At 60.3% G+C, this 12,830-nt stretch carries 15 protein-coding genes and 1 pseudogene; 9 read left to right on the forward strand and 7 right to left on the reverse strand.

Annotated elements, in window-relative coordinates; genetic code table 11:
• Positions 1-10 precede the first annotated feature (10 nt).
• The 3 genes from ACKLNA_RS02275 to ACKLNA_RS02285 form a co-directional block, all read right to left on the reverse strand.
• The gene (locus tag ACKLNA_RS02275) at positions 11-1,303 is read right to left on the reverse strand and encodes an MFS transporter (protein ID WP_408984722.1); all 1,293 of its coding nucleotides are present in this window, start codon (positions 1,301-1,303) and stop codon (positions 11-13) included.
• 158 nt (positions 1,304-1,461) lie between these two features.
• Positions 1,462-2,511, reverse strand: coding sequence for a M48 family metallopeptidase (locus ACKLNA_RS02280; RefSeq protein ID WP_408984723.1), 1,050 nt, complete (start codon positions 2,509-2,511; stop codon positions 1,462-1,464).
• 24 nt (positions 2,512-2,535) lie between these two features.
• A complete protein-coding gene (locus ACKLNA_RS02285; RefSeq protein ID WP_408984724.1) occupies positions 2,536-3,132 on the reverse strand; it encodes a LemA family protein in 597 nt (198 codons plus the stop codon).
• Between the two features lie 208 nt (positions 3,133-3,340).
• On the opposite strand from ACKLNA_RS02285, the gene ACKLNA_RS02290 reads away from it, so the two are divergent.
• A complete protein-coding gene (locus ACKLNA_RS02290) occupies positions 3,341-3,649 on the forward strand; it encodes an RcnB family protein (protein WP_408984725.1) in 309 nt (102 codons plus the stop codon).
• Positions 3,650-3,750: 101 nt separating this feature from the next.
• Positions 3,751-4,215, forward strand: coding sequence for a hypothetical protein (locus tag ACKLNA_RS02295; RefSeq protein WP_408984726.1), 465 nt, complete (start codon positions 3,751-3,753; stop codon positions 4,213-4,215).
• A gap of 3 nt (positions 4,216-4,218) precedes the next feature.
• Here the strand turns inward: ACKLNA_RS02295 and ACKLNA_RS02300 are convergent, their stop codons facing one another.
• The gene (locus ACKLNA_RS02300) at positions 4,219-5,295 is read right to left on the reverse strand and encodes a diguanylate cyclase domain-containing protein (RefSeq protein WP_408984727.1); all 1,077 of its coding nucleotides are present in this window, start codon (positions 5,293-5,295) and stop codon (positions 4,219-4,221) included.
• 142 nt (positions 5,296-5,437) lie between these two features.
• On the opposite strand from ACKLNA_RS02300, the gene ACKLNA_RS02305 reads away from it, so the two are divergent.
• Complete coding sequence (locus ACKLNA_RS02305) at positions 5,438-5,776, forward strand: FKBP-type peptidyl-prolyl cis-trans isomerase (protein ID WP_007952931.1); 339 nt, start codon at positions 5,438-5,440, stop codon at positions 5,774-5,776.
• A gap of 87 nt (positions 5,777-5,863) precedes the next feature.
• Here ACKLNA_RS02305 and ACKLNA_RS02310 read toward each other — a convergent pair whose 3' ends face one another.
• Positions 5,864-6,145 carry a hypothetical protein gene (locus ACKLNA_RS02310; protein WP_408984728.1) on the reverse strand — a complete coding sequence of 94 codons (282 nt, stop codon included), beginning with the start codon at positions 6,143-6,145 and terminating at the stop codon, positions 5,864-5,866.
• 10 nt (positions 6,146-6,155) lie between these two features.
• Entirely contained in the window at positions 6,156-6,527 is a 372-nt protein-coding gene (locus ACKLNA_RS02315) for a DUF6124 family protein (protein ID WP_408984729.1), read from the reverse strand.
• A gap of 525 nt (positions 6,528-7,052) precedes the next feature.
• Here ACKLNA_RS02315 and ACKLNA_RS02320 point away from each other — a divergent pair.
• The 3 genes from ACKLNA_RS02320 to dmeF all read left to right on the forward strand — a co-directional run bounded on the left by ACKLNA_RS02320 (position 7,053) and on the right by dmeF (position 8,758).
• Entirely contained in the window at positions 7,053-7,364 is a 312-nt protein-coding gene (locus ACKLNA_RS02320; RefSeq protein ID WP_408984730.1) for a helix-turn-helix domain-containing protein, read from the forward strand.
• A gap of 180 nt (positions 7,365-7,544) precedes the next feature.
• Positions 7,545-7,820 carry a metal/formaldehyde-sensitive transcriptional repressor gene (locus ACKLNA_RS02325; RefSeq protein ID WP_065258432.1) on the forward strand — a complete coding sequence of 92 codons (276 nt, stop codon included), beginning with the start codon at positions 7,545-7,547 and terminating at the stop codon, positions 7,818-7,820.
• Between the two features lie 11 nt (positions 7,821-7,831).
• Positions 7,832-8,758, forward strand: coding sequence for a CDF family Co(II)/Ni(II) efflux transporter DmeF (dmeF, locus tag ACKLNA_RS02330; RefSeq protein WP_408984731.1), 927 nt, complete (start codon positions 7,832-7,834; stop codon positions 8,756-8,758).
• On the opposite strand, the gene ACKLNA_RS02335 is transcribed toward dmeF, so the two are convergent.
• On the reverse strand, positions 8,755-9,855 hold the full coding sequence (locus tag ACKLNA_RS02335) for a cytochrome P450 (RefSeq protein ID WP_408984732.1): 1,101 nt from the start codon (positions 9,853-9,855) through the stop codon (positions 8,755-8,757). The two genes, dmeF and ACKLNA_RS02335, sit on opposite strands and share 4 nt — an antisense overlap.
• A 79-nt stretch (positions 9,856-9,934) precedes the next feature.
• Here ACKLNA_RS02335 and ACKLNA_RS02340 point away from each other — a divergent pair, with 79 nt between their 5' ends.
• From ACKLNA_RS02340 to ACKLNA_RS02350, 3 genes and pseudogenes are all read left to right on the forward strand, one after another.
• Positions 9,935-10,690, forward strand: coding sequence for an ArsR/SmtB family transcription factor (locus ACKLNA_RS02340; RefSeq protein WP_408984733.1), 756 nt, complete (start codon positions 9,935-9,937; stop codon positions 10,688-10,690).
• An 88-nt stretch (positions 10,691-10,778) separates the two neighbouring features.
• On the forward strand, positions 10,779-11,999 hold the full coding sequence (locus tag ACKLNA_RS02345) for a putative DNA modification/repair radical SAM protein (RefSeq protein WP_408984734.1): 1,221 nt from the start codon (positions 10,779-10,781) through the stop codon (positions 11,997-11,999).
• Positions 11,996-12,814: pseudogene (locus tag ACKLNA_RS02350) on the forward strand (TIGR03915 family putative DNA repair protein); the annotation flags it as partial. The gene ACKLNA_RS02345 and the pseudogene ACKLNA_RS02350, both read left to right, overlap by 4 nt.
• Positions 12,815-12,830 lie beyond the last annotated feature (16 nt).

The following is a 12,830-nucleotide window of genomic DNA, read 5'->3' on the forward strand; positions in this document are numbered from 1 at the left end:
GGCTGGCTCCTCAAGCGACCGCAGGGTGCAGACGACCGCCCGCACGGCGATACAGATACAGCGTCGCGCACAACGCACACAGCGCGCCGACACTCATCCAGTAACCTGGTGCGGCCTTGTCACCGGTGTACTGGATCAGGAAAGTCGACATCGCCGGCGTGAACCCGCCGAAGATCGCGGTAGCAAGGCTGTAGGCCAGCGAGAAACCGGCCACACGAACCTCAACCGGCATGATCTCGGTCAGCGCCGGAATCATCGCGCCGTTGTACATGCCGTAGATGAACGACAGCCACAGCAGCGACAGCAACATATGGCTGAAACTCGGCGCCTGCACCAGATACGACAGCGCCGGATAGGTGGTCGCCAGGGCCAGCAACGACATGGTGATCAACAGCGGGCGACGGCCGAAACGGTCCGACAACGCACCGCCGATCGGCAGCCAGAAGAAGTTCGAAACGCCCACCAGCAGAGTCACCAGCAACGCATCCGAGGTGCTCAGGTGCAGCACGGTTTTGCCGAAGGTCGGCGCGTACACGGTGATCAGGTAGAACGCGGTAGTGGTCAGGGCAACCATCAGCATCCCGCCGATGACCACGACCCAGTTCTGGCCAAGGGTGCGGAACACTTCTTTCATGCTCGGGCGATGTTTGCGGGTGGCGAACTCTTCGGTTTCCGCCAGGTTGCGACGCAGCAGGAAGATGAATGGCACGATCATGCAGCCAACGAAAAACGGAATGCGCCAGCCCCAATCGGCAATCACGTCCGGCGCCATCCACTGGTTCAGCGCAAAGCCCAACGCCGCGGCAACGATGATCGCAACCTGTTGGCTGGCCGACTGCCAGGCCGTGAAGAAACCCTTGCGACCCGGTGTGGCGATCTCCGACAGATACACCGACACACCACCCAGTTCCGCGCCGGCCGAGAAGCCCTGCAGCAAGCGCCCGACCAGCACCAGCGCCGGTGCGAACAGGCCAATGGTTTCGTATCCGGGCACTAGCACAATCAATATCGTGCCGCTGGCCATGATCGACAGGGTGACGATCAGGCCCTTGCGACGACCGACGTCATCGATGTAAGCGCCGAGCACAATGGCCCCCAGCGGACGCATCAAAAAGCCTGCGCCGAACACCGCGAACGTCATCATCAGGGAAGCGAACTCACTGCTCGCCGGAAAGAACACCGCCGCGATCTGCGTGGCGTAGAAGCCGAACAGAAAGAAGTCGAACTGTTCGAGGAAGTTACCCGAGGTCACCCGGAAAATGGCACCGGCCCGCGAGCCGCCGTGTGGGATTGAGGCTGTCATCGAAAAATACTCCACCGCTTTTATGACGTGCGCGACGGGGAGGCGGCGCACGGTTTTTATTGGGGCGGATAGTGGCGCAGGGGGATCGATCTGTTAATTGCATAGTTGGCATGGATTGATGCGTGGGGCGGATCAATCCAGACCGAACGGCAGCCTCCTTATTGAAGCGATGTAGCCGTTTCCTGTTTCTTCGCTGGCACACCCGGTGCAGTGGCGGTTGTAAAACTGCCATCCCACTGCGGATCGATCCGACGAATGCGCACGCTCAGATCAGGGTGTGACGCAAACATCCGACTCAGCAAGCCTGATCCTCCCGTGCTGAAAAACAAATGACTGAACTCGGCGGCACGGGGGGAGTTGATGACGGAACCTTGTTTATGGGCGCCGATTTTTTTAAGGGCGCCGACAATGCTTTGCGGATTGCGCGTGTATTGCACCGCGCTTGCATCGGCGAGGAACTCACGCTGGCGACTGACAGCCGCCTTGATCAAATTGCCATAGAGATTCCCGAGAAATCCGGCTACACACAGTGCGAAACCGAGCGCAAAAACCACCAACATCAGCCGCACGTCTCGTTTGTCGCGCTTGAGCAGACTGACCATTATGTAAGTGCCCGCCAGCCCCAGCACCAACAGGCCGTGCACCACCGCCACCAGTTGCGTATTGAGGCGCATGTCACCGTTTAAGATGTGGCTGAATTCGTGGGCAATCACCCCTTGCAGTTCTTCCCGGGTCAGCAGCTTCACCGCGCCACGGGTCACACCGATTGCTGCATCCTCCGGTGTAAGTCCGGCCGCGAAGGCGTTGATGCTCTCGTCCGGCAACAGGTACACCGCCGGCACGCGGGTGCCGGAGGCAATCGCCATTTCTTCGACCACATTCATCAAGCGCTGCTCGTCCAGCGTGCGCGCATTGCCGTTGAGCAGGCGGCCACCCAGTTTCTCCGCAACGACTTTGCCGCCCGCCCGCAGTTGCCGGTATTTCAGCAGGCCGCCAATCACCACGATGCTGCTGATGAACGACGCGATGACGGCCATTGCCAGAAAGGCATCTGCCAGCGTGCCAGTGCCGCTCAAATAATCTTCGAAACCGCTGAAAACGAAAGGCAGGGCGGTCAGGATAACCAGCGAGACAATCGACAGAGTCATCAAGTAAACCAGCCGTCGGGTCTGGTTGCGAGCCTGGGTTTGTCGTTCAAAGAAATTCATCGGGCCATCCATGGAAAGCAGAAATCAGAAAGTAACCTTGGGCGCGGTCTTGATCGCCAGCGTATCCGCAAACTTCAACGGTACGGCGTCGTCGCGATGGCCAAAACTGGCTGCCAGCAGCACCGCGGGAAAACTCTGTTTGAGGTTGTTGTAGCTCATGACCGCGTCGTTGAACGCCTGGCGCGCGAAACTCACCTTGTTTTCGGTGCTGCTCAGCTCTTCGCTCAGTTGTTGCATGTTCTGCGAGGCCCTGAGTTCCGGGTAGGCTTCCAGGGTCAGGTTCAATCGACCCACGGCGCTGCTGAGTGCGCTGTCCGCCAGCCCCAGTTGCGCGATGTGCTGGGCATTGCCCGGTTTGGCCTGTGCAGCTTCAAGTCCCGCCACGGCTTCATTGCGCGCAGCGATCACCGCTTCCAGGGTTTCGCGCTCATGGGCCAGATAACCCTTGGCGATGCTGACCAGATTGGGGATCAGGTCATAGCGGCGCTTGAGTTGCACTTCGACCTGGGCAAACGCGTTCTTGATCTCGTTGCGCCGTGCCACAAGCCTGTTGAAAAGACTGACAGCGTAGAGGCCCAGAACCGCAAGCAGCACCAGATTGACGATGAGGTAGATTTTCACGGTGATGTCCTTGTTCACTCGGCGGGGGCGCGCGGGATCTTATCGTAAATGGTGGCCATTGGCTGTAATTGCCATGCAGCGGGGGAACCCCGGATGGTGCTCCGGGGCGCGACTACAATCTCAAGTCCCGCATCATCAAAAAACAAGGAATGATTCCCGAACCCCGCAGTCGGAGTTCAGGTATCACACATCTGAAGGAGGTTCACCGATGAACAACAAGACCCTGATCGCCAGCCTGGCCCTCGTTGCCGGCATCGCCGGGTTCACCCCACTCGTTCAAGCGGCGCAACCCTCGACCGACACCGTCGAACGCTCGCCCACCGATGGCCGCGAACTGAAGGTCAACGACCGCGCCCCGGACGTCTATCAGCGCAGCGAAAAAGCCATCAAGAACTGGAAACAGAAAGGCCTCAAGCAACCTGATCCGCAGGCGCAGTGGGTTCAGATGAATGACAAGTACGTGATGGTGATGATTACCAACGGGACGATTGTGGATATCAAGCCGGTGGAGCGTTAGGCCGCCAGCAACAATTGGCCATGGACGGTTGATTGCATTCGAGCGCCGTTCGGGTAAAACGCGAGGGGCGTTTCGAGTGACTGGATGTCAGGAGCAGTTCGTTGGACAAGAAACCCCTCTACCGCAAAGTAAACACCACGGCCCATAACGTCTGGCGCAACAACCCGGGCGGGCATTATCGGCATCAGCGAAACACCAAGGCTGAAATTCACAGCGAGGCCACGCGCGGCTCGATGCATGGCATCAAGCACCATGGCTACGATTACACGCCGTTGTTTCGCTTTTTGCTGTCGCGTGTCGGCGGTGATTGGGACGAGATTTTCAGTGAGGCGGTGTCGCGGCTGGATCGGCAGGAACCGGTGTTCTGGATGGTCGCTGTGCTTGAAAGTGACCGGGAAGAAATAGTGCGACTCGGTGAGTCGAGTTTCTTCAATGGTCTGTATGTCGATGAACAGAAGCGCCTGCAAATCGTCAATCCCAACCTCAAGGCAGAGGATATGACGCCCAACTGCCAGTGCTGCACTCATACCTTCAATGGCGTTGTATTTGGTACTGCCGGGCGCTGAGATTCAGTCAGCCCGACTATGGCTCAACGCCTGTCCGCCACCCAGTCGATACTGATTATTCCCGCTGCGCTTGGCCTCATACATCGCCAGATCCGCAATATGCAGCAGGCGGTCCATGGTCGGTGCATGGTCGGGGAATACGGCGACGCCGAGGCTGGTGCCGATGTGGCGTTGTTCGTTGCCGATGGTGATGGGCGGGGACAGTTCGATGAAGATTTTCTGGCAGATGCTCCGCGCTTCGTCCTGAAGGTTCAGACCGGGGGCGAGGCCTTGCAGGATGACCACGAATTCGTCACCACCAATGCGGGCGACGGTGTCGCTGACTCGCAGGATGCGTTTCAGCCGTGTGGCGGTGGTGATCAGGACGCGGTCGCCGGCGGCGTGGCCGTAGCGGTCGTTGATGCTTTTGAAACCGTTGAGATCGATGAACACCAGCGCCACCCGGGTCTCGGTAGCGCGGGCATGTTCCAGTGCTTCTGACAGGCGTTCTTCCAGCACCAGTCGATTGGGCAAACCGGTCAGCGGATCGAAGTGGGCCAGGTGCTGAAGGTAGCTGGCCGAGGCCTTCTCTTCGGTGATATCGCGCACCACGCCCATCATCTTGATCATCGCGTCATGATCGTTCTTTACCACGTTGCCGGTTTCCCGCAGCCAGCGAATCGTACCGTCGGGCCAGACCACGCGGTATTCCTCGTCGTGGTTTTCACCGGTTTCCAGGCAACGCAATTCCCCGGCGCGCACCTTGGCGCGGTCGTCCGGGTGGACGCAGGAGCAGAACAAGGCGTAGGAGGGCGTCACTTCGCCGATCTTGAACCCGAACATGCCGAAAATCGCGTCGGACCAATACAGTCGATCCGTGTCGACTTCCCAATCCCAGGTGCCGATCCGCGCAAAATACTGGCTGCGCTTGAAGCGCTCGGCATCGCCATCCTGGTGGATGTTCTGGCCTTCGGCGGCGCGAGTGAGCAGTTCACGGTATTCGGCGAGTTGCCGATGCAGGGCACGCTCGCGACGAATCAACACGGCGATCACGACCATCAGCACAACGACAAGGGCAAAGCCGATCCAGAGTTGAGTCATTCAAGCATCGCTGACATGGCGTATCGATTCGGGGTTGGTGGCGGGTGGCTATCATTCATCACGGCCAACGCTGGGTCAAACGGTTGCCAATGTCCGGCATTTCTGGGAAAACGGCGGCCAGCGGAACAATAGAGTGAATGTTATGAATGATGAACTGCAGATAATCGATCTTCAGCCCGGCGACGGAAAAGCCGCCGTCAAAGGCGCATTGATCACCACCCAATACACCGGTTGGCTGGAAGACGGCACCGAGTTCGATTCCTCCTGGAGCCGGGGCAAACCGTTCCAGTGCGTGATTGGCACGGGCCGGGTGATCAAGGGTTGGGATCAAGGGATCATGGGCATGCAGGTCGGCGGCAAACGCAAACTGCTGGTGCCGGCGCATCTGGGGTATGGCGAACGGACGATGGGCAAAATTCCGCCGAATTCGAATCTGGTGTTCGAGATTGAGTTGCTGGAGGTTTTGACGCGGGAGGATTGATTGCTCCCGCGTTACAGCTGACACCATAAAACCCGCTGCCTCCGATCACGGAGCAGCGGGTTTTTTCTTGCCCTTTTACCTGAAACGTTACGCAGCCATTGCCATTTCATCCAGCGTTGCGGCAACCGTGCTGGTCAGGCTCGGAAATCTGCGTTTGACGCTGTTAAGTGCCGGCATTACGCGTTCCCGGTCCAGTTTGCCGTGATCGCGGGCGAGCTGGACGAGGGCCTCGAGGGCGGCGGTGACGATGGATTTTCTTTCGCTTTCGAGCAGGAGCAGACAGGCCTTTTCGGCCCATTGGCTGTCTTTCTCGTTGAGGCCGATGGAGATCAGGGCGGCGACGACGTGTGCATCGGATTTGCTTTCCATGGGGTGTTCCTCAGGTCGTGGCATCGAGGGTGTCCAGCGCCCGGTTCACGGCGAGTTCGCCACACATCACCACTTGGGCGATGCCCAGGACGGTGCTGCGGTAGGGCGGGTCCAGCAGCGCGGCGAAGTCGCTGAGCATCACGCTGGCCGAGGCCATCGATTCGCAGGCGTGGGCCAGCAAGGCATGTTGATCGATGTGGGGGGCGATGAGGAACATGCGGCCGGGGCAGTGCTGTTTCTGGGCGGTGGGTTTCAGGTAATGGTCGAGGGCGCGCTCGGCGGCTTCGTGGAGTTTTTTTGAGTCGGTTGTGGAGTAGGGAGAGGTTGGGTCGGATTCGGACGATACGTCTGTTTCCGGAGGATTAGGCGTTGGCTTGATCATTTGCTTGGAAACCTCCAATAGAGGCTGACACGTTCTTGCGACTAAACAATAGGTGGCAGCTGTACGCAGGTTAGTCGACCAGTATCCAAGCACTACTGGCGCGCCCTAGAGCGCCCTACGCACAGCCGCCATTGAGTACAGGCGTGGGAATGCCTGACTGAAAAACAGCTTGCGAGCTTGGATAAAACGCCGAGCGACTAAACCCGTTCACTGACCATTCAGTGATGCGAATCAAGTTACTGGCAGGCCCCAAGCCGCACAAGCCGGCGGATTCTGGCGTAGTTGTAGGCAAAGGCGCAAGGCAATGTAGCCTCCCGGATGGGGGCAAAATGATGCGTCATTTTTCAGTCCGCCATCGCGAGCAAGCTCGCTCCCACAGGGGTTCTGTGTGGGCTTATCAAGTGTGCCGACTCGCGCATTTCTGCTTTGTGATACCGAATATTTAATAAGCCACTTCCAGCTTGATTTATATCGGTTTCGATATAGCCTGCATGGCACATCCAGCACAAGGAATCAGGCTAAACCATGAAGGATCATCAAAACCCACCCCAGCGCTTCGCAAGCGTCTGGGATGCACTGGAAGACACGCCGCAGGAAGCGGCCAACATGCGCCTGCGGGCCAAGCTGATGCGCACGCTTTGCGACACGATTCGTGCCTGGGAGCTTCCGCAGAAGGAGGCGGCCAAGCGTCTCGGCATCACCCAGCCACGCCTCAACGACGTACTCAACGGCAAAATCGACAAGTTCTCTCTGGATGCACTGGTCAACCTGTCGGCCGCCGCGCAACTGGACGTAGACCTCTGCTTCTCGTCGTCCCCGCCACTGCAATGGGCCTGACAGGCGAGGATTCCCAACGATCCTGCCTCTGAAATGCCTTCCAGAGGCGGCGCCGTCTGACGCGCCGCCTCATTCTTCCACATCAAAATTTCAAGCCGCGACGGACGGTCGCAAGCAGGCCTTGCCCCTTCCGATCGGAACAGCGACCATGCTCGCCATATAGGGGTAGGGGGTATAGGTATGTCGCACACGCACGAACACAAAGGCGAGTTGCTCAATCGGGTCCGGCGCATTGCCGGGCAGGTTCAGGCGGTTGAACGGGCGCTGGAGTCCGAGGCCGATTGTGCCAAGACGTTGCACCTGATGGCGGCGATTCGCGGCGCGGTCAACGGTTTGATGGAGCAGTTCATCGAGGCCCACGCCCGCGAGCATGTCGCCCATCCCGACCTCAGCGACGAAGCCCGTGCCCAGGGCGTGGAAGAGTTGCTGCAAGCCATTCGCCGTTATTCCAAGTGAGCACCGACACCATGAATCTGACGACGCGCTCTGACGACTTTTCCCACGACCACCAGTTCCTCGGTGCATCCCATGACGACAACGCCCGTCGTACCTTGTGGGTGGTGGCGCTGACGTTCGTGATGATGATCGGCGAGATTGCCGCCGGTTACCTCACGGGTTCCATGGCGCTGCTGGCCGACGGTTTCCACATGGCGACCCACGCCGGCGCCCTCGGCATCGCGGCGGCGGCCTATGGTTTTGCCCGGCGCAACGCCAACAATCGCCGTTACAGTTTCGGCACCGGCAAGGTCGGCGATCTGGCGGGTTTTGCCTCGGCCATGGTGCTGGGGCTGGTATCGCTGGGCATTGCCGGGGAATCGGTTTTCCGTCTGTTCGAGCCCACCAGTGTGGCGTTCGGCGAAGCAACCTTGATTGCCGTGGTCGGCCTGGGCGTCAACTTGCTCAGCGCTTTTTTGCTGGCTGGTCATCACAGTCATCATGACCACGGCCATAGCCACGATCACGGTCATCACCACCATCACGACAACAACCTGCGCTCAGCCTACGTGCACGTACTCGCCGATGCATTGACGTCGGTGCTGGCGATTGCCGCGCTGCTGGCCGGTCGTTATCTGGGCTGGGTGTGGATGGACCCGGTGATGGGCATCGTCGGTTCCATCGTCATCGCCAAATGGGCCTGGAACCTGATGCGCGACAGCGCCGCCGTGCTGCTCGACACCACCGATGAACCGGTGGCCGAGGAGATCCGCGAGCTGCTGGAAACCTCCGACGATGTGCGCATCAGCGATTTGCACGTCTGGCAGGTCGGCCCGCAGGCGCGGGCGGCGATTGTCAGCGTAGTCGCGACTGCGGGCGTGACTGCCGAGGCGATTCGCGAGCGACTGGCGCCGGTGCATGAGTTGTCGCACCTGACCATCGAATTGCGCAGCGCTTAAGTCGTTGCCTCGCAGAACAATGGAATCCGCCCATTGAGGGAAGGGCGGTAATGCCAGATGAACCGGCTCACGTCGATGTCACGAGCGAGGATTTCACCGACGGTGGCGCTGGCAATGGTCATCGCCAACCTTTGCCCCGGGCATTGATGCCGGCCGCTGCCGAACGTGAAGCTGCGGCGGTTGGGGCGATCCGGCAGAAACTGATCCGGGTTTTCATTCAGTGCCGGGTCGCGGTTGGCCGAGGCGAGCAACATCAGAATCACGTCACCTGCTTCAAGTCGGACGCCGTCGATTTCGCAGATGTTCGCGACAAAACGTCGGGTGTTCTGCACCGAAGGATCGAACCGCTGCACTTCGGCGAGCAGCGAATCGACTGCGGTGTCGCGTAATTCGGGGTGACGCTGCAGCGCCACCAGCGTATTGCCGATCAGGCCGGCGGTAGCCTCGAACGTCTGCGAACAGAGGCCCATCAGGTTGGCGATCAGCACGTCCTCTTCGCCTGAAAAGCGCTGCTGAATGTCGGCGAGAAACGGGTTCGGATCTGCCAGTAATTCAATGAAGTAACCGTGCAATTGCTCCGCCGCTCGATGGGCTGCCGCCAGTTGCAGGTCATTGCTCAGTGGCGACAGGCACGCTGCAAAATCGGCGGTCAGCTCACTGATCGTCCGCGCTTGCGCCGGGGAGAATCCGAGCAACGCCGCAACTACGCACACCGGGCCGCGAAACATTGCCTTAAATAAGCCGTCGGCATCGTTAGTCACCAGCCGAGCGGCAACCAGCGCCCGGACATCGTCGTCATTGATCAGCCCCAGCGGCGGCTCAATGGCGGAACGCGGGCAGCGCTGAGCTTCGCCATCATTCATGCGCATCAACTGGCCAAAGACTTTTCCTGCCATTCCATCAGCGATCGCTTTAGGCACCGGCTCCTGCACCGGACGCACCCGGCAATCCGCATGCGCCAACACTGCGCAAACCGCCCGGGCACTGCTGGCCACCCACAGTTTCAGTCCGTGATGAAAGGTCAGCCCGCCCGCCGCGCGCAGTTCGGCGTAGTAAGGGTAGGGATCGGCGTGAGTCGCAGCGATGATCGGGTCCATGGATCGCAACCTTGTCGGTGGGGAAAGTGTTGCTACTATCTCCAGTCCTTGAGTGCGATGATTCGTCCGGGAGCGAAATATGCACGCAGAACATCAAGACATCGGCGTCTCGCAAGTGGCCGCCGCCATCGCGGAACCGGCGCGAACCAAAATGCTGTGCTCGCTGATGGACGGCCACGCCCGCACCGCCACAGAGCTGGCGACCCTCGCCGACGTCAGCGCCTCCACCGCCAGCGCACACCTGGCCAAACTCAAGGACCTGGCGCTGGTGCGCCTGCACGTGCAGGGCCGCCACCGTTATTACAGCCTCGCCGACAAGCGCGTGGCCCAGGCACTGGAAGCGCTGATGGTGATCGGCCAGAACCCCGCGCCGACCTTCAAACCGCACACGCCCGATCGCCTGCAATTCGCCCGCACCTGCTACGACCACATGGCCGGCACGCTGGCGGTGCTGCTGCATGACCGGTTGTTGGAAGGCGGCTGGCTGGTGGAAACCGATGAGCAGGCGTACCGCTTGAGCGAGAGCGGAGAGGCGCTGTTCGAAGGGTTGGGAGTCGAGGTCAGGGATCTTTCGACCTTGCGCCGACGTTTTGCCTGCCCATGCCTGGACTGGAGCATGCGCCGGCCGCATCTGGGTGGATCGCTTGGAGCGGCGCTGTTGCAGACCGCGTTGAAGCGCAAGTGGGTGACGCAGGATCTGGACAGCCGGGCGCTGACTTTGACGGCGGCGGGGCGCAAGGAGATGACGGCGCGGTTCGGGGTGAAATGGCCCGATGCGATGCAGCCTGCCCCGGTGCGTAAATCCTCGACCATCGCAGCTGACAGCCGACTGTAATAAGTCCGACTGACGAAGGGTCGTTATACGGCTTGTCGCCCGTGGATGGACCCTATACTGTATATGCGAACAGTATAGGGTCCGTGCCATGCAACTCATCGACAAGCTCAGCATCCTCGCCGACGCCGCCAAGTACGACGCCTCCTGCGCCAGCAGTGGCGCGCCCAAGCGCAGCTCCGAGGGCAAGAGCGGGTTGGGTTCCACCGATGGCATGGGCATCTGCCACAGCTACACGCCGGACGGGCGTTGTGTGTCGCTGCTCAAGGTGCTGCTGACCAATTTCTGCCTCTATGACTGCCAGTACTGCGTCAACCGCCGCTCCAGCGACGTGCCGCGTGCGCGATTCACGCCCGAGGAGGTGGTGACGCTGACCCTGGATTTCTACCGGCGCAATTGCGTCAGCGGGTTGTTCCTCAGCTCCGGGATCATTCGTTCGGCGGACTACACCATGGAGCAACTGGTGCGAGTTGCGAAGCTGTTGCGTGAGGAGCATGAGTTCCGTGGCTACATCCATCTCAAGACTATTCCCGAAGCGGATCCTGCGTTGATCGAAGAAGCGGGGCGTTATGCCGACCGCTTGAGCGTCAACATCGAATTGCCCACCGACGCCAGTCTGCAGACGCTGGCGCCGGAGAAGCAGATCGGCTCGATCAAGCAGGCGATGAACACCATCTACAGCGGCGTGCAGACCGTGCTCAACGAACCCCGCGCCCCGAAGTTCGCCCCGGCCGGGCAGAGCACGCAGATGATCGTCGGTGCCGATGACACCGACGACAGCACCATCTTCCACAGCGCCCAGGCTTTGTACGGCAATTTTCGCTTGCGCCGGGTCTATTACTCGGCATTCAGCCCGATTCCCGACAGCCCGAAAAGCGTGCCGCTGGCCGCACCGCCGCTGATGCGTGAGCACCGCTTGTATCAGGCTGATTTCCTTTTGCGCGGCTATGGCTATACCGCTGGTGAATTGCTCAAGGGGCCGGGCAATCTGGCGTTGGACATCGACCCGAAACTGGCCTGGGCGCTGCAGAATCGCGAGGTGTTTCCGCTGGACCTCAACCGCGCCGAGCCAGCGTTGATCTCTCGCATCCCCGGCATTGGCCTTCGCACAACCGAGCGTCTGGTGGAGCTGCGTCGGCAGCGGCGCATCCGCTACGAAGATGTGGCCCGCATGCGCTGCGTACTGGCCAAAGCCAAACCATTCATCATCACCAGCGACTACCACCCGCAGCAGGCGGAAGTCACCAGCCAGATGCTCTATCAGCAGTTGCGCGACCGGCCGATGCCGCAGCAGATGGGGTTGTGGGGATGATCAATCTCGATTGCGACGATCTGTTCGACACCTGGCGCCAACAGGCGCGCTGGCTGCTCAGTCATGAAATCGATCCGAGTCTGGTGAGCTGGGCGTCGGAAGGCGTGAGTGAACTGTTTGCCAGTGACGTGTCGGTGCCGGAAGGACAGGGGCCGTTTCAGGCGCGGATTCCGCGTGCGTTGCTCGACACCCTGGAACAAGCATCGCGCTACCGGGGCGATCAGCGCTGGAGTCTGCTGTATGAAGTGTTGTGGCGAGTCAGCCACGGCGACCGCACGGCAATGATGGCCGGCGATAAACTGGGCAGCGAATTGCAGCGGCGGATCAAACAGGTTCAGCGCGAAGCCCATCATCTGCATGCGTTCGTGCGCTTCATCGAGCGTCCGCCAGAGCTGCCGGGCCCGCAATACGTCGCGTGGCACGAACCGGCCCACGACATCCTGCACAGCGCCAGTGAACACTTCATCGGGCGCATGGGCCGTCATCGCTGGTTGATCGCCACACCCCGCGACGGGGTTTATTACGATGGCGAGCAGTTGATCCATCAACGCGTGTGCCCGGTGGAATGGCAGCAACTGGCGCAGAACGTCGACGATCCCCACGGTGACCTATGGCTGGCGTACTACAGCCATATCTTCAACCCGGCGCGGTTGAACGAGAAGGTCATGCAGGGGCATTTGCCCATGCGTTTCTGGAAGAATCTGCCGGAGGGCGAATTGATCCCTGGGTTGATTACCCAGGCGCGAACGGGCAAGCAGCAGAACGGGCAGGCCGGCGGCATCGCCGGGCGTGGCGGAAAGCGCATTGCCTTGAAACAGGTGGAGCGTGAAT

The organism is Pseudomonas sp. UV AK001, assembly GCF_046097675.1.
GTDB classification, from domain to species: Bacteria; Pseudomonadota; Gammaproteobacteria; order Pseudomonadales; family Pseudomonadaceae; genus Aquipseudomonas; species Aquipseudomonas kribbensis.

What these genes read in the sequence shown, in the direction of transcription:
- ACKLNA_RS02310 (WP_408984728.1), bottom strand. Translation starts at nt 6,145, where the DNA reads ATGGAAAGCAAATCCGATGCACACGTCGTCGCCGCCCTGATCTCCATC.
- ACKLNA_RS02300 (WP_408984727.1), bottom strand. Translation starts at nt 5,295, where the DNA reads ATGACTCAACTCTGGATCGGCTTTGCCCTTGTCGTTGTGCTGATGGTC.
- ACKLNA_RS02315 (WP_408984729.1), bottom strand. Translation starts at nt 6,527, where the DNA reads ATGATCAAGCCAACGCCTAATCCTCCGGAAACAGACGTATCGTCCGAA.
- ACKLNA_RS02320 (WP_408984730.1), top strand. Translation starts at nt 7,053, where the DNA reads ATGAAGGATCATCAAAACCCACCCCAGCGCTTCGCAAGCGTCTGGGAT.
- ACKLNA_RS02335 (WP_408984732.1), bottom strand. Translation starts at nt 9,855, where the DNA reads ATGGACCCGATCATCGCTGCGACTCACGCCGATCCCTACCCTTACTAC.
- ACKLNA_RS02290 (WP_408984725.1), top strand. Translation starts at nt 3,341, where the DNA reads ATGAACAACAAGACCCTGATCGCCAGCCTGGCCCTCGTTGCCGGCATC.
- ACKLNA_RS02275 (WP_408984722.1), bottom strand. Translation starts at nt 1,303, where the DNA reads ATGACAGCCTCAATCCCACACGGCGGCTCGCGGGCCGGTGCCATTTTC.
- ACKLNA_RS02325 (WP_065258432.1), top strand. Translation starts at nt 7,545, where the DNA reads ATGTCGCACACGCACGAACACAAAGGCGAGTTGCTCAATCGGGTCCGG.
- ACKLNA_RS02280 (WP_408984723.1), bottom strand. Translation starts at nt 2,511, where the DNA reads ATGAATTTCTTTGAACGACAAACCCAGGCTCGCAACCAGACCCGACGG.
- ACKLNA_RS02340 (WP_408984733.1), top strand. Translation starts at nt 9,935, where the DNA reads ATGCACGCAGAACATCAAGACATCGGCGTCTCGCAAGTGGCCGCCGCC.
- ACKLNA_RS02305 (WP_007952931.1), top strand. Translation starts at nt 5,438, where the DNA reads ATGAATGATGAACTGCAGATAATCGATCTTCAGCCCGGCGACGGAAAA.
- ACKLNA_RS02345 (WP_408984734.1), top strand. Translation starts at nt 10,779, where the DNA reads ATGCAACTCATCGACAAGCTCAGCATCCTCGCCGACGCCGCCAAGTAC.
- dmeF (WP_408984731.1), top strand. Translation starts at nt 7,832, where the DNA reads ATGAATCTGACGACGCGCTCTGACGACTTTTCCCACGACCACCAGTTC.